26 protein-coding genes are annotated in these 25,164 nt (G+C 54.7%); 12 read left to right on the top strand and 14 right to left on the bottom strand.

Going from position 1 to position 25,164, the window contains the following annotated elements; translation table 11 throughout:
• The first annotated feature begins 150 nt into the window (after positions 1-150).
• Positions 151-1,593 (top strand): pyruvate kinase, encoded by a 1,443-nt coding sequence (gene pyk / locus OCH02_RS03820; protein WP_012145494.1) that lies wholly within the window; start codon positions 151-153, stop codon positions 1,591-1,593.
• Between the two features lie 105 nt (positions 1,594-1,698).
• Positions 1,699-2,583 (top strand): leucine-rich repeat domain-containing protein, encoded by an 885-nt coding sequence (locus OCH02_RS03815; protein WP_261429943.1) that lies wholly within the window; start codon positions 1,699-1,701, stop codon positions 2,581-2,583.
• A gap of 56 nt (positions 2,584-2,639) precedes the next feature.
• Here the strand turns inward: OCH02_RS03815 and lpxM are convergent, their stop codons facing one another.
• The 3 genes from lpxM to znuA all read right to left on the bottom strand — a co-directional run bounded on the left by lpxM (position 2,640) and on the right by znuA (position 6,063).
• On the bottom strand, positions 2,640-3,608 hold the full coding sequence (gene lpxM, locus OCH02_RS03810; RefSeq protein ID WP_012145495.1) for a lauroyl-Kdo(2)-lipid IV(A) myristoyltransferase: 969 nt from the start codon (positions 3,606-3,608) through the stop codon (positions 2,640-2,642).
• 145 nt (positions 3,609-3,753) lie between these two features.
• Positions 3,754-5,076, bottom strand: a complete 1,323-nt coding sequence (gene mepM / locus OCH02_RS03805; protein WP_153860095.1) for a murein DD-endopeptidase MepM — start codon at positions 5,074-5,076, stop codon at positions 3,754-3,756.
• Positions 5,077-5,097: 21 nt separating this feature from the next.
• Positions 5,098-6,063: a zinc ABC transporter substrate-binding protein ZnuA gene (gene znuA, locus OCH02_RS03800; protein ID WP_261429942.1), complete on the bottom strand. Its 966-nt coding sequence runs from the start codon at positions 6,061-6,063 to the stop codon at positions 5,098-5,100.
• A gap of 78 nt (positions 6,064-6,141) precedes the next feature.
• Between znuA and znuC the strand changes: the two genes are divergently transcribed.
• Together znuC and znuB are read left to right on the top strand one after the other, a co-directional pair.
• Positions 6,142-6,900 (top strand): zinc ABC transporter ATP-binding protein ZnuC, encoded by a 759-nt coding sequence (gene znuC, locus OCH02_RS03795; protein ID WP_261429941.1) that lies wholly within the window; start codon positions 6,142-6,144, stop codon positions 6,898-6,900.
• On the top strand, positions 6,897-7,682 hold the full coding sequence (gene znuB, locus OCH02_RS03790; protein ID WP_261429940.1) for a zinc ABC transporter permease subunit ZnuB: 786 nt from the start codon (positions 6,897-6,899) through the stop codon (positions 7,680-7,682). Before znuC ends, znuB begins: the two co-directional genes overlap by 4 nt.
• Positions 7,683-7,754: 72 nt before the next feature.
• Here the strand turns inward: znuB and ruvB are convergent, their stop codons facing one another.
• The 7 genes from ruvB to OCH02_RS03755 all read right to left on the bottom strand — a co-directional run bounded on the left by ruvB (position 7,755) and on the right by OCH02_RS03755 (position 13,367).
• Entirely contained in the window at positions 7,755-8,762 is a 1,008-nt protein-coding gene (gene ruvB, locus OCH02_RS03785; RefSeq protein ID WP_261429939.1) for a Holliday junction branch migration DNA helicase RuvB, read from the bottom strand.
• 20 nt (positions 8,763-8,782) lie between these two features.
• The gene (gene ruvA / locus OCH02_RS03780) at positions 8,783-9,394 is read right to left on the bottom strand and encodes a Holliday junction branch migration protein RuvA (protein WP_261429937.1); all 612 of its coding nucleotides are present in this window, start codon (positions 9,392-9,394) and stop codon (positions 8,783-8,785) included.
• A 112-nt stretch (positions 9,395-9,506) separates the two neighbouring features.
• Positions 9,507-10,028, bottom strand: coding sequence for a crossover junction endodeoxyribonuclease RuvC (ruvC, locus tag OCH02_RS03775; RefSeq protein ID WP_261429936.1), 522 nt, complete (start codon positions 10,026-10,028; stop codon positions 9,507-9,509).
• A gap of 73 nt (positions 10,029-10,101) precedes the next feature.
• Positions 10,102-10,845, bottom strand: coding sequence for a YebC/PmpR family DNA-binding transcriptional regulator (locus tag OCH02_RS03770; protein WP_012145503.1), 744 nt, complete (start codon positions 10,843-10,845; stop codon positions 10,102-10,104).
• A 19-nt stretch (positions 10,846-10,864) separates the two neighbouring features.
• Positions 10,865-11,311, bottom strand: coding sequence for a dihydroneopterin triphosphate diphosphatase (gene nudB / locus OCH02_RS03765; RefSeq protein ID WP_261429934.1), 447 nt, complete (start codon positions 11,309-11,311; stop codon positions 10,865-10,867).
• Positions 11,311-13,092, bottom strand: a complete 1,782-nt coding sequence (gene aspS, locus OCH02_RS03760) for an aspartate--tRNA ligase (RefSeq protein ID WP_261429933.1) — start codon at positions 13,090-13,092, stop codon at positions 11,311-11,313. Before aspS ends, nudB begins: the two co-directional genes overlap by 1 nt.
• An 83-nt stretch (positions 13,093-13,175) precedes the next feature.
• On the bottom strand, positions 13,176-13,367 hold the full coding sequence (locus OCH02_RS03755; RefSeq protein ID WP_012145506.1) for an FmdB family zinc ribbon protein: 192 nt from the start codon (positions 13,365-13,367) through the stop codon (positions 13,176-13,178).
• Between the two features lie 241 nt (positions 13,368-13,608).
• Here OCH02_RS03755 and OCH02_RS03750 point away from each other — a divergent pair, with 241 nt between their 5' ends.
• The 5 genes from OCH02_RS03750 to cmoB all read left to right on the top strand — a co-directional run bounded on the left by OCH02_RS03750 (position 13,609) and on the right by cmoB (position 17,389).
• Complete coding sequence (locus OCH02_RS03750) at positions 13,609-14,187, top strand: hydrolase (protein ID WP_261429932.1); 579 nt, start codon at positions 13,609-13,611, stop codon at positions 14,185-14,187.
• Positions 14,188-14,261: 74 nt separating this feature from the next.
• A complete protein-coding gene (locus OCH02_RS03745) occupies positions 14,262-15,077 on the top strand; it encodes a DUF72 domain-containing protein (RefSeq protein WP_261429931.1) in 816 nt (271 codons plus the stop codon).
• 102 nt (positions 15,078-15,179) lie between these two features.
• Complete coding sequence (locus OCH02_RS03740; protein ID WP_261429930.1) at positions 15,180-15,575, top strand: MAPEG family protein; 396 nt, start codon at positions 15,180-15,182, stop codon at positions 15,573-15,575.
• Positions 15,576-15,677: 102 nt separating this feature from the next.
• On the top strand, positions 15,678-16,421 hold the full coding sequence (gene cmoA / locus OCH02_RS03735) for a carboxy-S-adenosyl-L-methionine synthase CmoA (protein WP_261429929.1): 744 nt from the start codon (positions 15,678-15,680) through the stop codon (positions 16,419-16,421).
• Complete coding sequence (gene cmoB, locus OCH02_RS03730) at positions 16,418-17,389, top strand: tRNA 5-methoxyuridine(34)/uridine 5-oxyacetic acid(34) synthase CmoB (RefSeq protein ID WP_261429928.1); 972 nt, start codon at positions 16,418-16,420, stop codon at positions 17,387-17,389. Before cmoA ends, cmoB begins: the two co-directional genes overlap by 4 nt.
• A gap of 55 nt (positions 17,390-17,444) precedes the next feature.
• Here cmoB and OCH02_RS03725 read toward each other — a convergent pair whose 3' ends face one another.
• On the bottom strand, positions 17,445-17,570 hold the full coding sequence (locus OCH02_RS03725) for a hypothetical protein (protein WP_261429926.1): 126 nt from the start codon (positions 17,568-17,570) through the stop codon (positions 17,445-17,447).
• A gap of 72 nt (positions 17,571-17,642) precedes the next feature.
• Between OCH02_RS03725 and OCH02_RS03720 the strand changes: the two genes are divergently transcribed.
• Entirely contained in the window at positions 17,643-17,804 is a 162-nt protein-coding gene (locus OCH02_RS03720) for a hypothetical protein (RefSeq protein ID WP_261429925.1), read from the top strand.
• Between the two features lie 536 nt (positions 17,805-18,340).
• Here the strand turns inward: OCH02_RS03720 and cutC are convergent.
• Positions 18,341-19,099 carry a copper homeostasis protein CutC gene (gene cutC, locus OCH02_RS03715; protein ID WP_261429924.1) on the bottom strand — a complete coding sequence of 253 codons (759 nt, stop codon included), beginning with the start codon at positions 19,097-19,099 and terminating at the stop codon, positions 18,341-18,343.
• Between the two features lie 101 nt (positions 19,100-19,200).
• Between cutC and OCH02_RS03710 the strand changes: the two genes are divergently transcribed.
• On the top strand, positions 19,201-20,352 hold the full coding sequence (locus OCH02_RS03710) for a MalY/PatB family protein (protein WP_261429923.1): 1,152 nt from the start codon (positions 19,201-19,203) through the stop codon (positions 20,350-20,352).
• Here OCH02_RS03710 and OCH02_RS03705 read toward each other — a convergent pair.
• The gene (locus OCH02_RS03705) at positions 20,349-20,912 is read right to left on the bottom strand and encodes a VOC family protein (protein WP_261429922.1); all 564 of its coding nucleotides are present in this window, start codon (positions 20,910-20,912) and stop codon (positions 20,349-20,351) included. The two genes, OCH02_RS03710 and OCH02_RS03705, sit on opposite strands and share 4 nt — an antisense overlap.
• A gap of 901 nt (positions 20,913-21,813) precedes the next feature.
• Between OCH02_RS03705 and argS the strand changes: the two genes are divergently transcribed.
• Positions 21,814-23,544, top strand: a complete 1,731-nt coding sequence (gene argS / locus OCH02_RS03700) for an arginine--tRNA ligase (protein ID WP_261429921.1) — start codon at positions 21,814-21,816, stop codon at positions 23,542-23,544.
• 72 nt (positions 23,545-23,616) lie between these two features.
• Here argS and murJ read toward each other — a convergent pair whose 3' ends face one another.
• A complete protein-coding gene (gene murJ / locus OCH02_RS03695) occupies positions 23,617-25,152 on the bottom strand; it encodes a murein biosynthesis integral membrane protein MurJ (RefSeq protein WP_261429920.1) in 1,536 nt (511 codons plus the stop codon).
• Positions 25,153-25,164 lie beyond the last annotated feature (12 nt).

Here is a 25,164-nt window from a genome sequence, read left to right as displayed (position 1 = left end):
CGGCAGCATTAGAGGCAGTACCCTGTAAAACGCTCATGCGGGTAACCCAGGTGAAATATCAGTGTAGTAAAATTACATTTCATTCCTGGTTTCGTTATCCGACGTTATCGCAACACCAATAATTTGCTTCACCAGTCAACGGAGTAATACATGTCCAGACGGCTCAGAAGAACCAAAATTGTTACCACCCTGGGTCCGGCTACTGACCGCGACAATAATCTGGAAAAGATCATTGCCGCCGGCGCTAACGTAGTTCGGCTTAACTTTTCCCACGGCACTGCAGAAGACCACCAGATCCGCGCTGACAAAGTGCGCGAAATTGCTGCCAAACTGGGACGCCACGTCGCTATTCTGGGTGACCTGCAAGGGCCGAAGATCCGTGTTTCCACCTTTAAGGAAGGTAAAATCTTCCTTAACATCGGTGATAAATTCCTGCTAGATGCCAACATGTCCAAGGGCGAAGGCGATAAAGAAAAAGTCGGTATCGACTATAAAGGCCTGCCTGCCGACGTGGTGCCCGGCGACGTACTGCTGCTCGATGACGGCCGCGTACAGCTGAAAGTGCTCGAAGTTCAGGGCATGAAAGTGTTTACCGAAGTCACCGTTGGCGGCCCACTGTCCAACAACAAGGGCATCAACAAACTGGGCGGCGGCCTGTCCGCTGAAGCCCTGACCGAGAAAGACAAGGCCGATATCGTCACCGCGGCAAAAATCGGCGTCGATTACCTGGCGGTTTCCTTCCCGCGTACCGGCGAAGATTTGAACTACGCACGTCGACTGGCACGTGATGCAGGCTGCAACGCCAAGATCGTGTCCAAGGTTGAACGTGCCGAAGCCGTTTGCAGCGACGAAGCCATGGATGACATCATCCTGGCCTCCGACGTGGTGATGGTAGCTCGTGGCGATCTGGGCGTCGAAATCGGCGATCCTGAACTGGTCGGTATCCAGAAGAAACTGATCCGCCGTGCCCGTACGCTGAACCGCGCCGTGATTACCGCAACCCAGATGATGGAGTCGATGATCACCAACCCGATGCCTACCCGCGCCGAAGTCATGGACGTTGCGAACGCCGTGCTGGATGGTACCGATGCCGTAATGCTATCTGCTGAAACCGCGGCCGGTCAGTACCCGGCAGAAACCGTGGCGGCGATGGCGCGTGTTTGTCTGGGTGCAGAGAAAATTCCAAGCATCAACGTCTCCAAACACCGTCTGGACGTGCAGTTCGACAACATTGAAGAAGCCATTGCCATGTCTTCAATGTACGCGGCTAACCACCTGAAAGGGGTTACCGCACTGATCGCCATGACCGAGTCAGGTCGCACCGCGCTGATGATGTCACGTATCAGCTCCGGTCTGCCGATCTTCGCCATGTCACGCCATGAGCACACGTTGAACCTGACTGCGCTGTACCGCGGCGTTACGCCAGTGTACTTCGACAGCCATAATGACGGCGTTATCGCGGCCAATGACGCGGTTAACCGCCTGCGTGATAAAGGTTTCCTGGTCTCCGGCGACCTGGTGATCGTCACCCAGGGCGACGTGATGGAAACCGTGGGTACCACCAACACCAGCCGTATCCTGCGCGTCGAATAAAATATACTGCTGCCGGCCGTTAACTCGGTCGGCATTTTTTACGTTTCCCCCTTCCCCCTGATAAACTCATCTCCAGTCACCGTTACGGCAAATGGAGAGCCACCGATGCTTCATCAACACCCACAGCAAAATCACAATGCGCAAACGCTGGACCTTGACGGCCAGGGGCTGGAAAACCTGGACGATGTCAGTCTGCGGGGCAACTCTCTGCTGAAAATCAGTCTGTACGACAATCAACTGCGCCAATTCCCGATGCAAATTTTGCAACATCGCAACCTGCAGGTATTAAATATCTCCTGCAACCAGCTCAATGCGTTACCGAGCGAAATTGGTCAACTTCAACGGCTGGCCATGCTCGATTGCGGCCACAATAAAGCCACCAACGTCCCTGCAAGTATTGGTGAACTGCGTGAGCTGACCTATTTGTATTTGAGCGACAACGCCTTTCGCGACCTACCCATCGAGCTGGGCAAACTGCACCAGCTGCGCTATCTGAACGTGACGGATAACCAACTCAGTGAACTGCCGCCAGCGGTTGTGCAGCTCAGTAATCTGCAAGAACTGCGGCTGTACAACAATCAAATTAGTGCGTTACCTGCCACCATCGGCCAGTTGACCGCGCTGCAGGAACTGCACTTGATGAAAAACCGTCTGGCCACGCTGCCGAATGAAATAGCTCAGTTGTCTGAACTGGCCGTGCTGGATCTGGAAAACAACGCTATCAATCGGCTACCGGCGGCATTCTGCCAGTTGGCCAACCTGACTCACCTCAACCTGCGGACTAATCAGCTACAGCAGTTACCGGCGGACTTTGGCCAGTTGACGACCCTGAGCACGTTAGACCTGCGTGCCAACCGCCTGAGTACCTTACCTGACAGCATGGCGGCGTTGACCCGTCTGCGACGGTTAGACCTGCGTTGGAACAACTTTGCCCAGATCCCCGCCGTTCTGGGGCCGCTAATGGCTCAGGGTTGCATGGTGCATATCTAACACAAAGGGCCAGTCACCCTGAGAAGACTGGCCCTTGACGCCAGGAAAACGGTCGCTTAGCGGTATAAATCATCGCGCGAATAAGGTTCAATCTCACCTTCTTTACGCGTTTTCAACAGTTTGAGGATCCAGGTGTACTGTTCCGGGTTCGGTCCCACCAGATTCTCCACCTCTTCATTCATCCGACGCGCAATAGTGTGGTCATCGGCAGTGGCCAAATCGTCCATCGGCGGGCGAATATAAACATCCAGCATACTGGTTTTGCCGTCATAGACCGGGAACAATGGCACAATAGCCGCGCGGCAAACCTTCATCAAACGTCCAACCGCGGGTAACGTCGCCTTATAGGTGGCGAAGAAGTCGACGAACTCACTGTGTTCGGCACCGTGATCTTGGTCAGGCAGATAGTAACCCCAGTACCCCTGGCGCACTGAGCTGATAAACGGTTTGATGCCGTCATTGCGCGCATGCATTCTGCCGCCGAACTTACGGCGCACCGTATTCCACAGATAATCAACTAATGGATTACTCTGGTTGTGGAACATGGCAGCCATCGGCTGGCCGCGAGCCGCCATCAGCATTGCCGGTACGTCTACAGCCCAGCCATGCGGCACCAGGAAAATCACGTTACGCCCTTCCTCACGGATTTTATCCAGCACCTCTTCGCCATGCCATCGAACGCGCTTCAACACTTTTTCCGGTTTGGTGCAGGCCAGTTCGGCCATCAGGATCATCGACTGCGGCGCGGTGGCAAACATCTCATCAATGATGTGCTCACGCTCGTTTTCCGGCACTTCCGGCAAGCAATACAGCAGGTTGATGCGCGCACGACGTCGGGCACCTTTAGCCACCTTGCCGGCCAGCTTGCCAACGGCACCCAGCACCGGATCGCGCAAGCGCGCAGGCACCAATGAAATACCGGCCATCAGCCCGGTTCCCAGCCAAACGCCCCAGTAGCGCGGGTGGTAAAAGGCTTTCTGAAATTGCGGGATGAACTCTGAGTTAGATTTTTTTTCGTTTTGCATGCACAAGCTCTTAACTTAGCGGTTCGGCTAATCATAATTGCAAAGGTTGATTTTGCAATTAACCACGGCGAAGCGCCAATATAAAACAACATCGGCCCGAAATCAGGCCGATGGTATCACTGGCGCATAGCGCCCGAACAAAGGATTAATCCAACTGCAGCTGCGGGGTGACTTCCTTCACCTGCGCCAGATAATCACTGCGATCTTTACCGGTCAGCCCTTCAGAGCGCGGCAGCTTCGCCGTCAACGGGTTCACGGCCTGTTGGTTGGTCCACATTTCAAAGTGCAGATGTGGGCCGGTAGAGCGGCCGGTGTTACCGGACAACGCAATACGATCGCCACGCTTCACTTTCTGACCTGGCTTAACCAACAGTTTTTTCAGATGCATATAACGCGTGGTGTACTGGCGACCATGACGAATGGCCACATAGTTACCCGCAGCGCCACTGCGTTTGGCGATCAGTACTTCGCCGTCACCCACGGCCAGCACCGGGGTGCCAACCGGCATCGCAAAGTCGACGCCTTTATGCGGCGCAATGCGCCCGGTGACCGGGTTAACCCGGCGTGGGTTGAAGTTTGAGGAAATGCGGAATTGCTTCATGGTCGGGAAACGCATAAAGCCTTTCGCCAGACCGGAACCTTGACGATCGTAGAATTTACCGTCTTCGGCACGAATAGCGTAGTAATCCTTACCGCCGGTGCGCATGCGCACACCCAGCAACTGGCTCTGCGCACTCTTGCCATCAAAGTGTTCGCGAGACATTAATACCGAGAATTGATCGCCCTTGCGCAGTTTGCGGAAGTCCAACTGCCACTGCAGCGCTTTGATCACCGCATTGATTTCAGCACGGCTAAGGCCGGCGTTAGCGGCGCTGGTGACAAAGCTGCCGTTGAGTCGGCCGCTGATCACATTATTACGCCATTCACCCTGTTGAGATTCCTGGCTTTCTTTAAAGCTGTTGCCCGTACGATCGTAAGTACGGGTCTCGCGGCGGGACACTTCCCAGGTCAAACGCTGCAGATCGCCAGCCTCGTTCACTGTCCATGACAGCTGTTGACCAATTTTCAGATTACGCAGATCGCGGTTCTGCGATGCCAGCAGGGTGACGTCCGACATATCAATGCCATATTGGGTCAGGATACTGCCCAGGGTGTCGCCAGTGGAAACCACATATTCATGCACTCCATCCTCGCCGGCGACCTTCTGGTCCAGCTCATCCTGTGGGATGTCATCATCGGGGGTGGCTTGGTCAAGATCGATCGGCTCACTGGCTTCTGGCAGCAAGGACCGTAACTGGCTGGATTCTAATTCGATACTCTTAACGATGGGGTTATGTTCTGGGTGATAAACAAAAGGCCGCCAGACGGCAACGGCCAATGTAACCACTGTCAACGACCCCAGCATAACGCGGTGGGGCCGTGGCAGGTTGTTATACGCCAGAGCGATAGTTTTGACTATCTGCTGCACTCGATTTTATCCTCATAATCTTTACTTCAGGCAGCTCACGTACTGGTTTGACAGCTGAGTCAGGAATTTCCCGTAGCTGTCTTTACCCAGTGCGATGCCGGTGCCCAGCGGATCCAGCGTTCCAGAACGCACTTTGGTCCCCTTGGCAACCGCATTGATTACGGCGGGCCTGAATTGTGGCTCAGCAAAAACGCATACTGCTTTCTGCTCAACCAACTGTGTTCGAATTTGGTGTAAGCGCTGTGCTCCAGGCTGGATTTCGGGATTAACGGTAAAATGGCCCAGCGGGCTCAAACCGAAATGCTTCTCAAAGTAGCCGTAAGCATCATGAAAAACAAAATATCCCTTGCCTTGCACAGGCTTGAGCATGTTACCAACATTTTTGTCAGTTTGCGTCAGCAGATTCTCGAACTGGCGCAGGTTTGCGTCTAATTTGTCCTTATTTTGCGGCATAAGTTCCAATAACCTGTCGTGAATCGCGATCGCGGTCACTTTTGCCACTTCCGGGGACAGCCAAACGTGCATATTATATTCGCCGTGGTGATGCCCATCCCCCTCATTATTTTCAGCATGATTATGCGTATCGGCTGCATGATCATCGCCATGCTCATGGTCGTGACCGTCGTCTTCACCCTTCATCAGCAGAGGTTTCACCCCACTCAATTCACTGATGGCAACCTGGCGGTTAGCCGATATTGAGATTAAGGGTTTGGCCAGAAAGGCTTCCATGTCCGGCCCCACCCACACCACCAGATCGGCGGCACGCAGGCGCTGGATATCGGAAGGCCGCAGCGCGAAATCGTGCGGCGATGCGCCATCGGGTAGCAGCACTTCGGTCGGCGTCACGCCATCGGCTATCGCCGCGGCGATAAAACCCACCGGCCGTATAGACGTCACCACTGCCGCAGACGCACTGCTCAGCGGCCCGGCCATCATCAATGCGCTGGCCAGCAACGTGCGCTGCAGCCATTTATTTTTCTGTGCCATTATCAGTAATCCCGTCGTTTTCATCAGCGAGGCGTGATATTATAACATTCGGTTAGTTCTGCAAAATGTAATCATGAGATGTCCACACTGACAACGCTAAAAAATATCTCCGTCTCCTTTGGTAACCGCAAGGTGCTGTCGAATATTTCGCTCAGCCTGCAGCCGGGCCGTATTCTGACGCTGCTCGGCCCAAACGGCGCGGGCAAATCCACGCTGGTGCGAGTGGTGCTGGGGCTGATTGCGCCCACCGAAGGAACCCTGGAACACGAGCCTGGCCTGCGCATTGGCTATGTGCCGCAAAAATTGCACCTCGATGCCACCCTGCCGCTGACCGTCAGCCGCTTTATGCGCCTGAAGCCCGGTGTCAAAAAGGCCGATATTCTGCCAGCGCTTAAGCGCGTACAGGCAGCCCACCTACTCAGTCAACCCATGCAAAAGCTTTCCGGGGGCGAAAACCAGCGCGTATTGCTGGCTCGGGCGCTGCTGAACAAGCCACAACTGCTGGTGCTGGATGAGCCGACTCAAGGGGTTGACGTCAACGGCCAACTGGCGCTGTATGACCTGATCGACCAACTGCGTAAAGAGTTGGGCTGCGCGGTATTGATGGTGTCCCATGACCTGCACCTGGTGATGGCCAAAACCGATGAAGTGCTGTGCCTCAACCAACACATCTGCTGTTCCGGCGCGCCGGAAGTGGTTTCGATGCATCCTGAATTTATCGCCATGTTCGGCAACCGCGGTGCGGAGCAACTGGCGGTCTATCGCCACCACCATAACCACCGTCACGACCTGCAAGGACGAATTGTGTTGAAGAAAACCGGGGGCCGTGAGGCATGATCGAACTGTTATTACCCGGCTGGCTGGCCGGCGTCCTGCTGGCCTGCGCAGCCGGTCCGCTTGGCTCCTTTGTGGTCTGGCGACGGATGTCCTATTTCGGCGATACCCTGGCGCACGCCTCGTTACTTGGCGTGGCTTTCGGTCTGCTGCTGGACATCAATCCCTTCTATGCGGTAATTGCCGTGACGCTGGTATTGGCTCTGGTGCTGGTGTGGCTGGAACGCCGCCCGCAGCTTTCCGTTGATACCCTGCTCGGCATTATGGCGCACAGCGCACTTTCATTGGGGCTGGTCGTGGTGGCACTGATGTCGAACGTACGGGTCGATCTGATGGCCTACCTGTTTGGCGACCTGCTGTCGGTCACCCTTACCGATATCTGGATGATTGGCATGGGTGTGACTGTCGTGCTGCTGATCCTGTGGTGGCAGTGGCGGAACCTGCTGTCGATGACCGTCAGCCCGGAACTGGCGCATGTCGACGGTGTTAATCTGGTGCGTGCGCGCACCGTGTTGATGCTGGTGACGGCCCTGACCATCGGCCTGGCGATGAAATTCGTCGGTGCGCTGATCATCACTTCACTGTTGATTATTCCTGCGGCGACTGCACGTCGCTTCGCTCGCACGCCGGAGCAAATGGCCGGATACGCGGTGCTGGTTGGTGTGCTTGCCGTAACCGGCGGGCTAACCTTTTCGGCCTTCTACGACACCCCGGCCGGTCCGTCGGTCGTCTTGAGCGCCGCGGTGCTGTTTGTTTTGAGCTTATCCAAGAAGCAGCAAGCCTGATCCCGGCAGCTACCGATGTCAAAAGGGCCGCAATTCACTCAATTGCGGCCCTTTTTAATGCAAACAGTTCTCTTACTCTTCTTCACGCACCATGCCAAAGTGCTTATAGGCATGATTGGTCGCCATGCGCCCACGCGGTGTGCGCTGGATAAAGCCTTGCTGGATCAGGAAGGGTTCAATAACGTCCTCGATAGTTTCCCGCTCCTCACCAATCGCCGCCGCCAGGTTATCCAGGCCAACTGGCCCGCCAGTGAACTTGTCGATAATCGCCAGTAACAGCTTGCGGTCCATATAGTCAAAACCTTCGGCGTCGACGTTCAACATATCCAGCGCCTGCATCGCCACTTCGCCATTGATTACGCCATTGGCGCGAACTTCGGCAAAGTCACGTACCCGACGCAGTAAACGGTTGGCAATACGTGGAGTGCCGCGCGCGCGACGGGCTACCTGATGGGCGCCCTCTTCCGACAGATCCAGTCCCAGGCAATTAGCGCTGCGTGAAACGATATGCTGCAAATCAGCAACTTGATAAAACTCCAGACGCTGCACAATACCGAAACGGTCACGCAATGGTGACGTCAGTGAACCGGCACGGGTGGTTGCGCCCACCAGCGTGAACGGCGGCAAATCGAGTTTGATCGAGCGAGCGGCCGGGCCTTCGCCGATCATGATATCCAGTTGGTAATCTTCCATCGCCGGATACAGCACTTCTTCTACTACCGGAGAGAGGCGGTGGATTTCATCGATGAACAGCACGTCGTGTGGTTCGAGGTTGGTCAGCATCGCCGCCAGATCGCCCGCCTTCTCCAATACCGGCCCGGAGGTGGTACGCAGGTTAACGCCCATTTCATTGGCAACGATATTGGCCAGCGTGGTTTTACCCAGCCCCGGCGGACCGAAAATCAACAGGTGGTCCAGCGCGTCGCCACGCTGCTTGGCCGCCTGAATAAAGATTTCCATCTGCTCGCGGACATGTGGCTGACCGACGTACTCCGTCAGCAGCTTCGGCCGGATGGCGCGATCAAGAATCTCTTCTTCATTGATCGGTTCAGCAGAAATCAGGCGATCGGCTTCAATCATTCTCTATCCCTTATCGGCGCTTACAGCGCGGCGCGCAACGCGTCGCGGATCAGGGTTTCGCAATCGGCGCCAGGCTTGGCGATTTTGCTGACCATACGGCTGGCTTCCTGCGGTTTGTATCCCAATGCCACCAGCGCCGAGGCAGCTTCGGCTTCGGCATCCATTTCAGCGGCTTGCGCTGCGGTGGGCAGCGTGATTTCACTGCTGCTATTGAACAGATCGCCATTAAGCCCTTTGAAGCGGTCTTTCATTTCCACCACCAGGCGCTCAGCGGTTTTCTTGCCAACCCCCGGCAATTTCACCAGCGTAGTAATCTCTTCACGCTCTACCGCACTGACGAACTGTTGTGCGGACATGCCGGACAAAATAGCCAGCGCCAGCTTTGGCCCTACGCCGTTGACTTTGATCAACTCGCGGAACAGCGCACGCTCTTGTTTATCATTAAAGCCATACAGCAACTGTGCATCTTCGCGCACCACGAATTGGGTAAACACGATAGCCTCTTGCCCCAGTTCCGGCAGCTCATAAAAGCAGGTCATCGGCATATGCACTTCATAGCCCACGCCGTTTGCCTCCAGTAACACCAGCGGCGGCTGCTTTTCCAGAATAACTCCTCTGAGACGACCTATCATTTACCCTCCTGCAGAATTCATGAGCATGACCTGCTGTCATGCCGTGCTGGTAAAGCTTATAACATAAAAAAGGCTGGATGAATATCCAGCCTAGGGTATCACCGATCAAGCGCTACTTTAAACGCCCACGCGCCAGGTTCAATCGCCCTTCACTCATCCGCAACACGTTCTGGCTGAGATGGCAGTGGGTGATGGCGATGGCCAGCGCATCGGCGGCGTCAGCCTGGGGATTGGCCGACAGCTTCAGCAAGGAGCGCACCATATGCTGCACCTGTGCTTTTTCTGCCGCGCCGGTCCCCACCACCGTTTGTTTCACCTGGCGTGCCGCATACTCGAACACGTCCAAATCCTGGTTCACGGCGGCGACAATGGCCACACCGCGCGCCTGCCCCAGCTTGAGCGCCGAATCCGGGTTTTTCGCCATAAACACCTGTTCGATGGCAAAAAAGTCCGGTTTAAACTGGGTGATGATTTCGCTGACGCCCGCATAAATCAGCTTCAAACGCGTCGGCATGTCATCCACCACGGTGCGGATACAGCCGCTGGCCACATAGGTCAACTGGCGGCCCTGCTGGCGAATAAGGCCGTAACCGGTGACGCGCGAACCGGGATCGATACCGAGAATGATCGTCATCCCTACACCCACCTTGCGTTAAGCATTAACTTCGCCAGGCGCTGCCACCAGGCAGCGCCGTACTTCAAGCCGATTACAGCGTTGCCGCGACTTCGTCGGAGATCTCACCGTTGTGATAAACCTCCTGCACGTCGTCACAGTCTTCCAGCATGTCGATCAGGCGCAACAGCTTAGGCGCGGTTTCCTCATCCATATCGGCCTTGGTCGATGGGATCATGGAAACTTCTGCCGAGTCGGCAGTGAAACCGGCGGCGGTCAGGGCATCTTTCACTTCGCCGAGGTTTTCCCAGGCGGTGAATACGTCGATCACACCGTCGTCGTAGCTAACGATATCTTCAGCACCGGCTTCCAGCGCCGCTTCCATCACCACGTCTTCATCCAGGCCCGGTGCGTAAGTGATTACGCCCTTCTTGGTGAACAGGTAAGCTACCGAGCCATCGGTACCCAGGTTACCACCACACTTGGTGAAGGCATGACGCACTTCGGCCACGGTACGGTTACGGTTGTCACTCAGGCATTCAATCATGACGGCAGTACCGCCCGGGCCGTAGCCTTCATAAATGATGGTTTCCATGTTGGAATCATCATCACCACCCACGCCGCGCGCGATGGCACGGTTCAGGGTGTCGCGCGTCATGTTGTTGGACAGCGCCTTGTCGATCGCCGCACGCAGACGCGGGTTAGCCCCCGGATCGCCACCGCCCAGTTTCGCGGCGGTCACCAGCTCGCGAATAATTTTGGTGAAAATTTTACCGCGCTTGGAATCCTGCGCTGCCTTGCGGTGCTTGGTGTTGGCCCACTTACTATGACCTGCCATAAAAAATCTCCGAAAAAAATTACTGGACTGAATTAATCACAAACTCTTCAATCGCCTGCTGATTGCTCCAGGACTTGGTCAACTTCACGGCCTGCGCCGCCTCAAGCCACTGGTAGGCGTGATGTTCGGTAATCACCGGATCGCGCTCTTCAGGCAAAGCCAGACAGAACCAATGCTCTTTATTGCGCGTGGTTCCCGGGGCATAGCGATGTCGCAAATGGACAAAGAGTTCAAACTCCACACAGCGCTGGCAATCGAACAACGGCAGATTCTCTGCTTCGATATCGATGCCGACTTCTTCCATGACCTCACGCCGGGCGGCATGCGGCGGCGACTCATCTTCCTCCAGGCTGCCGGTCACCGACTGCCAGAATTCAGTATCATCGCGCCGCTGTAACATCAGCACCCGGCCACTGGAGATGGCATAAATCACTACCAGAATAGACTCGGGTCGCTTGTAGCTCATCACTCGCTCTCTTGTTCAGAGGCTTTTTTCACCACACAAATTCCCAGCTCCTGCAGCGACGCCGGGTTGGCGAAGCTCGGCGCTTCGGTCATCAAGCAGGCCGCTGCGGTGGTTTTCGGGAAGGCGATGACGTCACGAATATTGTCGGTACCGGTCAGCAGCATCACCAGACGATCCAGGCCGAAAGCCAGGCCGGCGTGTGGCGGCGTGCCGTACTTCAGCGCGTCCAGCAGGAAGCCAAACTTCTCGCGCTGTTCGTGCTCGTTAATGCCGAGGATGCTAAATACCGTCTGCTGCATTTCGCTGCGGTGAATACGCACTGAACCGCCGCCCACTTCATAGCCATTGATAACCATGTCGTAAGCGTTGGCAATGGCCGCGGTTGGCGTGGTTGCCAGCGCTTCCGGGCTCATGTCGCGCGGTGCGGTGAACGGATGGTGCATCGCCGCCAGGCCGCCCTCGCCGTCCTCTTCGAACATTGGGAAATCGATCACCCACAGCGGTGCCCAGCTGTCCAGTTTGGTCAGTTGCAAGTCGCGCCCCAGCTTCAGACGCAGCGCGCCCATCGCATCGGTCACAATCTTGAAGCTGTCGGCGCCGAAGAACAGAATGTCGCCGGACTGCGCGTTAGTGCGCGCCAGGATCGCTTCCAGCACTTCTGCGCTGAGGAATTTGGCGATCGGGCTCTGTACGCCTTCCATGCCGGCAGCACGGTCATTGACCTTCAACCAGGCCAGGCCTTTGGCGCCATAGATGTTAACGAAAGCGCCGTACTCGTCGATCAGTTTACGCGTCAGCTGCGCGCCGCCAGGAACGCAAATCGCGGCTACGCGGCCTTTGGCATCGTTAGCCGGGCCGGAGAACACTTTGAACTCGACGTCCTTCACCAGGTCGGCAACGTCCACCAGTTCCAGTGGGTTACGCAGGTCCGGTTTGTCCGAGCCGTAACGGCGCATCGCTTCTTCGAAGGTCATGATCGGGAAATCACCCAGATCTACGTTCTTCACGTCCAGCCACAGTTCACGCGCAAGTTTCTCCATCACTTCACGCACCTGTTCGGCGGTCATGAAAGAGGTTTCCACGTCGATTTGGGTAAATTCAGGCTGACGGTCAGCACGCAGGTCTTCGTCGCGGAAGCATTTAACGATTTGATAGTAGCGATCGAAACCGGACATCATCAGCAACTGTTTGAACAGCTGTGGTGACTGCGGTAACGCATAGAATTTGCCTTTATGTACCCGGCTCGGTACCAGGTAGTCGCGGGCACCTTCCGGCGTGGCTTTGGTCAACATCGGCGTTTCGATATCGAGGAAGCCGTGGCTGTCCATAAAGCGACGCACAAAGCTGGTGATTTTGGCGCGGGTTTTCAGGCGGTCGGCCATTTCCGGACGACGCAGATCCAGGTAGCGGTATTTCAGGCGTGCTTCTTCACTGTTGACCTGGTTGGAGTCCAGTGGCAGAGGCTCGGAACGGTTGATGATCTCCAGTGCGTGGGCGAACACTTCCACTTCGCCGGTGGCCATATCTTTATTGATCTGGCTGTCCGGACGCGCACGCACGGTGCCGACGATCTGGATGCAGAACTCATTGCGCAGGTCGTACGCCTTATCGAACGCGGCCTTCTGGTCCGGATCGAAAAACACCTGCACGATGCCTTCGCGGTCGCGCATATCAATAAAGATCAGGCCGCCCAGATCGCGACGACGGTTGACCCAACCACACAAAGTGACTTCCTGGCCCACGTGAGACAGATTCAACTGCCCGCAATATTCAGTACGCATACGCTATCCTTTTGGCTTAAGCCGATGCCGCGCGGGCTTTAGCGCCTGCCACGCGGCTGTTTTCTGATGATTTCTGATGAACTCTACTTATTACCCGGTTTGAAGTCTGTTGCATACCAACCCGTGCCCTTTAACTGGAAACCGGTGGACGAAATCAGCTTGGTTAACGCGGGCTGCCCACACGCCGGACAATCTGTCAGCGGCGCATCGGAAAATTTTTGCAGTTTCTCTAACCGAAGGCTGCAAGCACCACATGCATATTCATAAATCGGCATAGGTCGTCGGAGTAAAGTGTGTTGAAAAAAGGCGATCATTATAAAGGAAATTCATGCGCCAGATAAGTGCGAACACAGCTTTGTTGCAGCACTAAATGACGTGTTTTTGCTCGAAGCAACACATTGATTAACAAATTTCCCATTAACCCGTGACGCTTTTTTCACGTAGCCTGAATCGACGCCTGTTTAGCGCGCCGGCTCCCCTGCGCGTATTTTACCCACCTCGTAACGAGATATTCCCATGTTAAAACTTGATGCTAAAACCACGGCCCTGGTATTGATTGATTTACAAAACGGCATACTGCCTTATGCCGGTGGGCCACACAGCGCCGAGAGCGTGGTTGCCCATGGTGCACAGTTGGCGGCACACTTTCGTTCGCTGGGTGCGCCAGTTGTCCTGGTGCGCGTTGGCTGGTCAGATTCCTTTGCCGAAGCGCTGAAACAGCCGGTGGATCACCCCTCCCCAGCGCCTGCAGGCGGGTTGCCGGCCAACTGGTGGGAATTCCCCACGTCGCTGGCGGTTAACGACAGCGACATTCTGGTGACCAAACGCCAATGGGGCGCATTTTACGGCACCGATCTTGAGCTGCAACTGCGTCGCCGCGGTATTAAATCCATCGTGCTGGGGGGCATTGCCACCAACATTGGCGTGGAGTCTACCGCCCGTGCCGCCTGGGAACACGGCTATGAATTGGTGATCGCCGAAGACCTGTGCAGCGCACCCAATGCTGAAATGCACCAGTTTGCTTTCAACAACATCTTCCCGCGTCTGGCGCGCGTTCGCAGCACCCGTGAAATTCTTGCCGCATTCGGCGAGTAACGTTAACTTGTAGGGGCGCCGCATGTTGCGCCCACGTTTGACTGACAGGGATAATTAAGGAAGATGCCAGCTTGATGTATATCGGACTCCCCCAGTGGCAACACCCGGCCTGGAACCGTATTGGGCTACGCGATCTGGCGGATTACAGCCGCTACTTTAACTGCGTGGAAGGCAATACCACCTTCTACGCGTTACCTAAACTTGAAATCGTCCAGCGTTGGCGCGACATGACCACCGACGATTTTCGCTTCTGTTTCAAATTTCCCGCCACCATCAGCCATCAGGCCGCACTACGCAACTGTGACGCCGAGTTAAAAGCCTTTTACCAGTGCCTGAGCCCGGTTCATCAACGTATCGGCCAGCTTTGGCTACAACTGCCCGCCGCGTTCGGCCCGGCGGAGTTACCGGCGATGTGGCAATTTTTTGACGCCTTGCCAAAAGAGTTTACCTACGGGGTGGAAGTACGCCACCCGGCATTCTTTGGCAAGGGTGAAGAAGAACGACGGCTGAATCAGGGGTTGCATCAGCGTGGTATCAACCGGGTGATCCTCGACAGCCGGCCAGTGCATCACGCCGTGCCCAACAGCGCGGCAGTGCGCGATGCACAGCAGAAAAAACCCAAACTGCCGGTACACGCACTGGTCACCGCCAACAATCCACTGGTACGTTTTATCGGCGGCGATGTGTTGCAGGATAACCTGCGCTGGTTCGACGCCTGGCAGCAGAAACTGCCCAGTTGGCAATCTCAACATCAGCCCTTCTTGTTTATCCATACGCCGGATAACGGCGATTCCCCGCAACAGGCCCAGAAAATCTGGCAACAGCTTTATCAGGCTATTCCGAATTTACCGCCCCCACCCGACTGGCCCGAGCAGGATGCACTGTTTTGACCTATTAATCTGACCAATAACATCAGATTTTTCCTCGCGACAGTGAATGCAATGGCGGCTATGATGCTGGCTGCCAGTTTTGGTTAGGGAATGGAGTTAAAAATGGTAAGCGCGCTTTATGTCGTGCTCGGCGCAATGTTGTTGATCAAGCTATCTTATGACGTGGTTAGGCTAAGGATGCAATACCGTGTCGCTTACGGAGACGGCGGGTTTTACGAGCTACAAACCGCCATCCGCGTTCACGGCAATGCCGTAGAATACATTCCTATCGCCGCCGTTTTGCTGGTGATCATGGAGATGAACGGCGCTGAAGTATGGATGATCCATATTTGTGGCCTGATGTTGATGGCCGGCCGTCTGGTGCATTATTACGGTTTACGCAATCGTGAAGTCCGCTGGCGCCGTTCCGGCATGACTGCTACCTACCTTTCGTTGGTGTTAATGGTACTGGCCAATATTTTCTATCTGCCGTGGGATATTATTTTCAGCCTTCATTGATCCCCGCACGACCTCAGGCGGTTACGCCGCCTGCTTCCGCTGCTCTTTCTTGCCATTTTCTGTTAGCATATGCGCCTTCGAATTCTGAACTGATTTGCCGCCATGCCAAACCGCGATACTCTTTTTTCTGCCCCAATCGCCAAACTGGGCGACTGGACCTTCGACGAACGCGTCGCTGAAGTGTTCCCTGACATGATCCAGCGTTCCGTTCCCGGCTATTCCAATATCATTTCAATGATTGGCATGCTGGCCGAACGTTTCGTTCAGCCCGACAGCCAGGTGTATGACCTCGGCTGTTCACTGGGCGCAGCAACGCTGTCGATGCGAAGGAATATCAAGGTGGCGGGTTGTAACATCATTGCCGTCGACAATTCCCCGGCGATGGTTGAACGCTGCCGCCGCCATATTGACGCCTTCCGCGCCGACACCCCGGTAGAAGTGATTGAGGCTGATATTCTCGATATCAAAATAGAAAACGCCTCAATGGTAGTGTTGAACTTCACCCTGCAATTCCTGGAGCCGGCTGACCGACTACGCCTGCTGGAACAGGTTTATCGTGGGCTGCGTCCGGGCGGTGCACTGGTGCTGTCGGAGAAATTCAGTTTTGAAGATGCCGACGTCGGCGAGCTGCTGTTCAACATGCATCACGATTTTAAACGCGCCAACGGCTACAGCGAACTGGAAATCAGCCAGAAACGCAGCATGCTGGAAAACGTCATGCTGACTGACTCCGTAGCCGCCCACAAGACACGTTTGAAGCAGGCCGGTTTTGAACATGCCGAAGTCTGGTTCCAATGCTTTAACTTCGGTTCACTGATCGCCCTGAAATCGGAGGCGGCAGCATGATTGAGTTTGGTGATTTTTATCAACGCATCGCAAAAAGCAACCTCAGCCACTGGCTCGATACCCTGCCCGCGCAGCTCAGCGCCTGGCAACGTGAGTCGCTGCACGGCAAGTTCAAACAGTGGTTTAATTCGGTTGAACACCTGCCGACACTGACGCCGACCCGTCTGGATTTACTGGACGGCGTGCGTGCCGAGATGGACGCCCCTCTGTCACCAGGTCAGTTGGAGGGCATCGAAAAGATGCTGCGTACCATGATGCCGTGGCGTAAAGGGCCGTTCTCGCTGTATGGCATCAATATCGACACTGAATGGCATTCCGACTGGAAATGGGATCGCGTTTTACCGCACATTTCACCGCTGGCCGGCCGTACCATTCTTGACGTTGGCTGCGGCAGCGGCTATCACCTGTGGCGCATGCTTGGCGCTGGCGCACAGTTGGCGGTCGGCATTGACCCGATGCAGCTGTTCCTGTGTCAGTTCGAAGCCGTGCGTAAACTGCTGGGCGGCGATCAGCGCGCTCATCTGTTGCCGCTCGGCATTGAGCAACTGCCTGAATTGGCCGCCTTCGATACGGTATTTTCGATGGGCGTGCTGTACCACCGCCGCTCACCGTTGGATCACCTCTACCAGTTGAAAAACCAATTGGTCAACGAAGGTGAACTGGTGTTAGAAACGCTGGTGATAGAAGGCGACCGCAATCAGGTATTGGTGCCTGGCGATCGTTATGCGCAAATGCGTAACGTCTATTTTATTCCGTCGGCAGAAGCACTGAAGTGCTGGCTGGAGAAGTGCGGTTTCGTCGACGTGAAAATCGCCGACATGTGTGTAACCAGCACTGAAGAGCAACGCCGCACCGACTGGATGACCAGCGAGTCACTGGCCGAGTTCCTCGATCCTGAAGATCCGAGCAAAACTATCGAAGGCTACCCTGCCCCACTGCGTGCCGTGCTGGTGGCCCGGAAGCCTTAAACAGAAACAAAATCAGCGCCATCCCCCTTATTCTCAGGAGATGGCGTGATTGTTATTATTTTCGCAAGGCTTCCAGCACATCCTTTTCCAACACGCCGCTGGATTTGCATTCAAAAGGTTTTACCTTGTCATTGCCATCCGGCGTTGTCAGTTCCGCCACACCGTTAACCTGTACTATCACATGGCTCCCTTCCCCTGCAGAATAAACCTGTATCAGAATTCGGTACTCCTCAGTCAAGTTTGTGGGGGTTGCTTGATCGGTACAATCCAGATAGAGCTGTGCCAACTCGGCATCGCTGCCTGTGACCCCAACAACACCCAAATGCGAGTCTGTCAGCGTCAGGGTTATCCCTTTTACACCCAGTGCAACAACCACCCGATCAAACAGTTCGGCGGGCTTCCTATTACCGATTAAAGTGGGATTGGCGGTCTCAGCGACACGGGGAGCAGCAGAAGAACTCCCTCCCGCTGGCTGATTCCCCGTTTTTGTCGGCCCATAGACAGACACACAGCCCGTCAACATCAGTATCGTAATAACCCATCGCTCACCTGTAATACAACGTTGCGCAGGCCGTTAAACTGCAAACCAGATAGATAATAACCAAATAACGCATGCTGCTCTCCTTAGCGGTAATAGGCTGCAACACAGCCGGATAATTGAAGGCAGGCCACCAGCAGGCAAATAAAATAGAATTTCATGACTCCTCCATAACGACGCAGGTCCCTTTGATTAAGGCGGCCATTCACCATGGCCTGTCGCCGAGGTTACCGCGCCGGGTATATGGCGGTCACACAAAGCCGTTTGTGCCAGCGCTGACAGACTGATATCAATACTTCAGGCAAACATGGCATTGATTTATAAACATAAAAAAGCCCCGGCAATTTGCCGGGGCCAGGTATTTTCGACCGAACAACGGGGCTTTCAGCCCGGAAAGGGTTTGGCCATCTGCGTTAGGCGCTTTGCACCAGCGGATCGACCAGCGCCAACGAGTTTTTCATTGCTTCGACCATTTCGCCATCCACGCAATAATGGCTGAATTCATCAAACTCACTGTCTGAACACATGGTCACGCCGGCTTTGCGATAACGCATGGTCGAAGGCACCGCATGACCGGATGAGCTGTGCAGCTCCTGAATGCCGATATCGACAAATTTATGCAGATTGCTCAAGCGCACGCCGGCACCGGCCATAATTACCGGCCCCTGACTGGCCAGCAGCAGATCACGCAGCAAGGGTAAACCCAACTCTGCGTTTTGCTGTTGGCCCGAGGTCAGTATCCGCGCCACGCCCAACTGAGTGAGTTGACTGAGCGCGACCATCGGGTTCTGGCACATATCAAATGCGCGGTGAAAGGTCACCGCCATATTGCCACTCAAGCGCATCACTTCGCGCATGCGCGGCAGATCGATATGCCCTTCTTCATCCAGCATGCCGACCACCACACCGGCAAACCCCATATCGCGGATCTGCGCAATATCATGCTTGATCACATCAAAATCGACCGCCCCATAGCAAAAATCCCCACCGCGCGGACGAACAATAGGATGCACCGGCACGCTGACTCTGTCGCGCGCCAGGCGTAATGAGCCGTAGCTGGGTGTCAAACCGCCCTCGCTCGGGCTGGCGCACAATTCTATGCGGTCGGCACCTGCCCGCTCAGCCGTCAGCGCGCAATCGACGCTATAGCAACAAACTTCCAGTTTTATCATTGTCACCCCCAGATGACGGCTAACCTGCGACGGCAATTGTTAATTTTTCAATTTATCTCTTAGGCTGATAAAGAGGTATCAACCTATACAGGGTAGTAACTATGGCATTCAATTTTGATCAATGGGTAGACCGTAGTCACAGTGACAGCGTTAAGTGGGATAAATATCGCGACCGCGACATTATTCCACTCTGGGTTGCCGATACCGACTTCCCGTCACCGCCGGCCATCATCGACGCATTACAGCAGCGCATAGCGCATGCGGTATTCGGTTACAGTCATCCCTCCCCTGAACTTATTGAGGTTTTTACCCGCCGCATGCTGGAACGCTACGGCTGGCGTATCAACCCCGACTGGCTGATTTTTCTGCCCGGTCTGGTTTGTGGTCTTAATTTATGCGTGCGCGCCTTTACCGCCGAAGGAGAAGGCACACTGGCACCGTCGCCAATTTATCCTCCGTTTCGCAAAGCGGCGAAATTCGCCGGACGCCCCCAGTTACCGGTGCCGTTGACGCTGCACGGCCGTCGCTGGCTGTTGGATTTCAGCGCCATCACCGGGAAGCTCAGTGGCAAAGAGAAATTACTGTTGTTGTGCAACCCGCAAAATCCGGGCGGCACGGTTTATCGACGGCCGGAACTATTGCAGCACCATGCGTTTGCCCTGGCCCATGAGCTGACAGTCTGTTCGGACGAAATTCATTGCGACCTGCTGCTGGAGCCCGGCTGCGAACACATCCCCTTTGCCACCTTAAATGAAGACGCTGCCCAGCGCAGCATCACGCTGATGTCGCCGTCGAAAACCTTCAACATTGCCGGGCTGGGTGCGTCGATGGCGATTGTTCCCAACCCGCAGTTACGTCACAAGCTGACCCGTGCACGCAGCGGCATTGTGCCGGAGGTGGACCTACTGGCGCTGATTGCCGCCCAGGCCGCCTACCAGCATGGCCAAGACTGGCTGGACGCGCTGTTGATTTATCTGCGCGCCAACCGTGATTTGGTAACCGAGCGTATTAATGCCATGCCCGGCCTGCTGTTGCAGCCTATCGAAGCGACCTATCTGGCCTGGATCGATTGCAGCCAACTGAGGGTCGATAACCCGCACGCCTTTTTTGAACAGGCTGGCGTCGGGTTAAGTCCGGGGCTGGATTTTGGCAACCGACATTTCGTCCGTTTGAATTTCGGTTGTCGGCGCGAACTGCTGACTCAGGCGCTGGATCGCATGATGCTGGCTACCCAGGCGCTGATGTCGAATTAGGCTTGCTCGCTGGCGACGATGTCCCGGATGGAATAAGGATGAAATTTGATAGTCACAGTCCCATCGGTGATCGCCAGCGTCGGGTTAGGTAAACGTTCGCCCTCGCCCTGCGGTGAACTCTGTTTCAATTTAATCCCGGGTGCCAGCAACGCTTCATCAGGCAGATGACTCAACGCCCGCGCATACAAGGTGGCCGGTTCGCCACGCAGCACCAGCTCCACATGTTCCCAGCCCTCGTGCGGATAACGTTTATCGCCGGGATATGGCAGTTCCACGCAGTCGATCAACCATGGTCCGACGTTGATCGGTTGCTGGAGATCAAACAAACAAATAGGGCGACCATTTATCATCGACTCTGACAGCAGTGAGCCGCACTGTAGCAAGCCCTGCCGCCAGCGATCGGCCGTGGTATTTTGATGGCAACGTACCGAAATATGATCCGCCGTAAACTGGGACAAATCCAAATGCAGCTTATCGGCAAACTGGTACAGCAATAGTTCAAAGCGGGGTAAATCCAGCGCTAAATCGTTAAGTTCGGCCATTGCCGGGAAAGTGCTCATAGCGTCCTCGATACTGCGGAAAGCGGTGTTCAGGAGGTGTAATTTACACGTCTGAGACGCTGCTAGCCACCCGGCTGACGCGGCAAGTTAATATTTTTTGCTCTCAAATAGCGCGACAAGATAACAGGGTTATTCCCTGAACATAAAAAGCACAAAAGAATAATTTTCACGTTTTTTATTACACTGCTAATTTTACTTTATCAGATTTTAATTTCTGAGAAAGACTATCGCATAAGTTTATAGCTTTTTCTTATGAACAGACCACTGAAGATATTGCTAACTTATTAAGTCAAACATTTCACCACTGCCAACATTCATAAATGCTTAAAAAATAGTTAATTCATACGTAGCAAAAAACAATCAGGAATAAAACACCATTTAAAAACACGCATCAACACCTTGTTAGTTAAAGGCTTTGCAATAAATAAAGCATGAGAATCTTCCTAAACACGAGTGTGGTAATTGCTTGAAAATATCAATTGAGCTACTTTAGAGAAAATTGAGTCAGAGATAATCACTTATGTTCCTCTTAATAGTTTCTTTGCTGTTGGTAGTTATTGCTGCCTATGCGATATATCGTCATTTTAAATCACGTCGTAATAACACGCTGGATGCCAGCCGCCGAAACAAAAAGCACTAGTCCTGCTGACTCCATTTTATCCCATCCATGTTTTTCTCGTATGCCGTTCACTCTGCCTCCGTCACTCATTGTAGACGGTCATTAATAAACCAGGACTTTCACCTAATCCTCCCGCGCCAACTGCTGACGTACCCCATCAAATCAGTTACAATTACAGGCTGTTTTGTGGTGGGCCGCCGTCTTGACGCGCAGCCAGGAAACCACCTTTGAATCCCGCAGGGGCATGGCATACGGCCCCTCGTTCGTCATTAAGGTAATCCGGTGAATATTCAGGTTCTTCTTTCAGATAAAGTCAGCCAGGCGTTGATTGCCGCAGGCGCGCCAGCCGATTGCGAAGCGCAGGTCCGTCAATCAGCAAAAGCACAGTTCGGTGATTATCAGGCCAATGGCGTGATGTCCGTCGCCAAAAAACTCGGCATGCCGCCGCGTCAGTTGGCGGAAAAAGTGGTGCAACTGCTTGACCTCGGCGACGTCGCCAGCAAAGTGGAAATCGCCGGCCCCGGCTTTATCAATATTTTCCTGAACAGCGAATGGGTTGCCCAGCAAGCCGATCGCGTGCTGAGCGCGCCAAAACTGGATATTGCGCCGGTCAAGCAACAAACCATCGTTATTGACTACTCTGCCCCCAACGTGGCGAAAGAAATGCACGTCGGCCACCTGCGCTCTACCATTATCGGTGACGCCGCCGCACGTACCCAGGAGTTCCTGGGCCATAAGGTGATCCGCGCTAACCACGTTGGCGACTGGGGCACCCAGTTCGGCATGTTAATCGCCTATCTGGAAAAAATGCAGAACGAGAACGCCAGCGATATGGGTCTGTCCGACCTGGAACAGTTCTACCGCGAAGCGAAAAAGCACTATGACGAAGACACCGATTTTGCCGAACGCGCTCGCGCCTATGTGGTGAAGTTGCAAGGTGGCGATCAGTACTGTCTGAAGATGTGGCGCAAGCTGGTCGACATTACCATGGCGCAAAATCAGCTGACCTATAACCGTCTGAATGTCACCCTGACCGAAGACGACGTGATGGGTGAAAGCCTGTACAACTCGATGCTGCCGGGGATTGTTGCCGATCTCAAGGCCAAGGGGCTGGCGGTGGAAAGCGAAGGCGCCACCGTGGTATTCCTCGATGAATACAAGAATAAAGACGGCGAGCCTATGGGCGTCATCATCCAGAAAAAGGATGGCGGCTACCTGTACACCACTACCGATATCGCCTGTGCCAAATACCGTTATGAAACGCTGGGCGCCGATCGTGTGCTGTATTACATCGACTCACGTCAGCACCAGCACCTGATGCAGGCCTGGACCATCGTGCGTAAAGCCGGTTATATACCGGACTCGCTGTCGCTGGAACACCACATGTTCGGCATGATGCTGGGTAAAGATGGCAAGCCGTTCAAAACCCGTTCAGGCGGCACGGTGAAACTGTCCGATCTGCTGGACGAAGCGGTGGATCGCGCCGGCAAACTGATCGCCGAGAAAAACCCGGACATGCCGGCAGAAGAAATGCAAAGCCTGGCCAATGCCGTTGGCATCGGTGCGGTAAAATACGCCGACCTGTCAAAAAGCCGTACTACCGATTACATCTTCGACTGGGATAACATGCTGGCGTTTGAAGGCAATACCGCACCTTATATGCAGTATGCCTATACCCGCGTTGCCTCGGTGTTCAAACGTGCCGGTGTCGATGAAAGCAATCTGACCCTGCCACTGGTCATGACCGAAGAGCGTGAAATCACGCTGGCAACTCGTCTGCTGCAGTTTGAAGAAGTGATCACCACAGTAGCGCGCGAAGGCACCCCACACGTAATGTGTAGCTACCTGTATGACCTCGCGGGCCTGTTCTCCAGCTTCTATGAGCACTGCCAGATCCTCAATGCGGATAGCGAAGAAGCGCGTCAGAGCCGCCTGAAACTGGCATTGCTGACCGCCAAAACGCTGAAAGCCGGTCTGGATACGCTGGGTATCGAAACCGTCGAACGCATGTAACCTCTCGGGTTGAATACGAAAAAGGGTCGCCATGGCGACCCTTTTTTATGCTTTGGCAACGACAATATTCGTTTATGCCACCCGGCGTGCAAAGTCGCGTGGCCGGAAGCCCAATCCAGCCAATACGCCAAAGTAAGCCACCACGCCGGTGACCACCACTACCGCCAGACGCAGCAAGCGCTCCAGCATATTGCCCTGATCCCAGGCAGGCATTAGCCACATTACACCGACCAGTACCACCGACATCACCATCACCGCAATCACCAGCTTGGTCAGGAACATCGCCCAACCCGGCTGCGGGTGGAAAATTTTCTGCTTACGCAACTGCCAGTACAACAACGAAGCGTTAAGGCAAGCCCCGAGACCAATCGACAGCGAGAGCCCGGCATGTTTCAGTGGGCCGATAAACATCAGGTTCATCACCTGGGTCAATATCAGGGTGATAATGGCGATTTTAACCGGGGTTTTAATGTCTTGGCGCGAATAGAATCCCGGCGCCAGCACCTTGACCACGATTAATCCCATCAGCCCGACCGAATAGGCCACCAGCGCACGCTGAGTCATAGCGGCATCAAAGGCACTGAACTTGCCGTACTGGAACAACGAAACGGTCAACGGCTTGGCCAGGATCCCCAGCGCGATAGCACTCGGCAACGCCAGCAGGAAGCACAGACGCAGCCCCCAGTCCATCAGTCGGGAATATTCATCGTGGTTACCGCTGGAGAAACTTTTTGCCAGCGACGGCAACAAAATAGTGCCCAATGCCACGCCCAACACCCCGGAAGGAAACTCCATCAGACGGTCGGCATAGTACATCCAGGAAACCGATCCCGAGACCAGGAACGAGGCAAAAATGGTATTGATGATCAGTGAAATCTGGCTAACCGAAACGCCAAAAATCGCCGGCCCCATCTGACGCATCACACGCCATACGCCGGCATCACCAAGTTTGATACGCGGCAGTACCAACATGCCGATCTTCTTCAGATGCGGCAGTTGATAACCCAGTTGCAGCACCCCGCCGACCACCACCGCCCAGGCCAGCGCCATCACCGGTGGATTGAAGTAAGGCGCGGCAAACAGCGCGAAACCGATCATGCTGACGTTCAGCAAGGTAGGCGCAAACGCCGGGATCGAAAAACGGTTCCAGGTATTGAGGATCGAGCCGACCAGCGAGGCCAGCGAAATCAGCAAAATATAGGGGAAAGTAACGCGCAGCAGCGACGACGTCAGTGCAAATTTGTCCGGCGAGTCGACAAAGCCCGGTGCGGTAATATAGATAACCCAGGGGGCGGCCAACATCCCCAACACCGTGACCAACGCCAGTATCAGCGTCAGCAGACCAGAAACGTAGGAGATAAAGGTACGTGTCGCCTCTTCACCCTGCTGGCTTTTATATTCGGCCAGGATCGGCACAAAGGCTTGAGAAAATGCGCCCTCGGCAAAAATACGCCGCAGCAGGTTGGGCAGTTTGAACGCCACGAAGAAGGCATCTGTTGCCATTCCGGCGCCAAATACCCGCGCCACGATAGCGTCACGGGCAAAGCCCAGCACCCGCGAAAACATCGTCATAGAGCTGACGGCGGCCAACGATTTTAGTAGGTTCATGTGGTTTTTCTG

The sequence above is a fragment of the Serratia quinivorans genome (assembly GCF_946227985.1).
Taxonomy (GTDB): domain Bacteria; phylum Pseudomonadota; class Gammaproteobacteria; order Enterobacterales; family Enterobacteriaceae; genus Serratia; species Serratia quinivorans_A.
This window is presented reverse-complemented; position numbering and strand designations above follow the sequence as displayed.

Excerpts from the sequence above, each read along its gene's own strand:
- pyk (WP_012145494.1), top strand. The coding sequence starts at position 151 with ATGTCCAGACGGCTCAGAAGAACCAAAATTGTTACCACCCTGGGTCCG.
- OCH02_RS03815 (WP_261429943.1), top strand. The coding sequence starts at position 1,699 with ATGCTTCATCAACACCCACAGCAAAATCACAATGCGCAAACGCTGGAC.
- lpxM (WP_012145495.1), bottom strand. The coding sequence starts at position 3,608 with ATGCAAAACGAAAAAAAATCTAACTCAGAGTTCATCCCGCAATTTCAG.
- znuA (WP_261429942.1), bottom strand. The coding sequence starts at position 6,063 with ATGGCACAGAAAAATAAATGGCTGCAGCGCACGTTGCTGGCCAGCGCA.
- znuC (WP_261429941.1), top strand. The coding sequence starts at position 6,142 with ATGTCCACACTGACAACGCTAAAAAATATCTCCGTCTCCTTTGGTAAC.
- znuB (WP_261429940.1), top strand. The coding sequence starts at position 6,897 with ATGATCGAACTGTTATTACCCGGCTGGCTGGCCGGCGTCCTGCTGGCC.
- ruvB (WP_261429939.1), bottom strand. The coding sequence starts at position 8,762 with ATGATTGAAGCCGATCGCCTGATTTCTGCTGAACCGATCAATGAAGAA.
- ruvA (WP_261429937.1), bottom strand. The coding sequence starts at position 9,394 with ATGATAGGTCGTCTCAGAGGAGTTATTCTGGAAAAGCAGCCGCCGCTG.
- ruvC (WP_261429936.1), bottom strand. The coding sequence starts at position 10,028 with ATGACGATCATTCTCGGTATCGATCCCGGTTCGCGCGTCACCGGTTAC.
- OCH02_RS03770 (WP_012145503.1), bottom strand. The coding sequence starts at position 10,845 with ATGGCAGGTCATAGTAAGTGGGCCAACACCAAGCACCGCAAGGCAGCG.
- nudB (WP_261429934.1), bottom strand. The coding sequence starts at position 11,311 with ATGAGCTACAAGCGACCCGAGTCTATTCTGGTAGTGATTTATGCCATC.
- aspS (WP_261429933.1), bottom strand. The coding sequence starts at position 13,092 with ATGCGTACTGAATATTGCGGGCAGTTGAATCTGTCTCACGTGGGCCAG.
- OCH02_RS03755 (WP_012145506.1), bottom strand. The coding sequence starts at position 13,367 with ATGCCGATTTATGAATATGCATGTGGTGCTTGCAGCCTTCGGTTAGAG.
- OCH02_RS03750 (WP_261429932.1), top strand. The coding sequence starts at position 13,609 with ATGTTAAAACTTGATGCTAAAACCACGGCCCTGGTATTGATTGATTTA.
- OCH02_RS03745 (WP_261429931.1), top strand. The coding sequence starts at position 14,262 with ATGTATATCGGACTCCCCCAGTGGCAACACCCGGCCTGGAACCGTATT.
- OCH02_RS03740 (WP_261429930.1), top strand. The coding sequence starts at position 15,180 with ATGGTAAGCGCGCTTTATGTCGTGCTCGGCGCAATGTTGTTGATCAAG.
- cmoA (WP_261429929.1), top strand. The coding sequence starts at position 15,678 with ATGCCAAACCGCGATACTCTTTTTTCTGCCCCAATCGCCAAACTGGGC.
- cmoB (WP_261429928.1), top strand. The coding sequence starts at position 16,418 with ATGATTGAGTTTGGTGATTTTTATCAACGCATCGCAAAAAGCAACCTC.
- cutC (WP_261429924.1), bottom strand. The coding sequence starts at position 19,099 with ATGATAAAACTGGAAGTTTGTTGCTATAGCGTCGATTGCGCGCTGACG.
- OCH02_RS03710 (WP_261429923.1), top strand. The coding sequence starts at position 19,201 with ATGGCATTCAATTTTGATCAATGGGTAGACCGTAGTCACAGTGACAGC.
- OCH02_RS03705 (WP_261429922.1), bottom strand. The coding sequence starts at position 20,912 with ATGAGCACTTTCCCGGCAATGGCCGAACTTAACGATTTAGCGCTGGAT.
- murJ (WP_261429920.1), bottom strand. The coding sequence starts at position 25,152 with ATGAACCTACTAAAATCGTTGGCCGCCGTCAGCTCTATGACGATGTTT.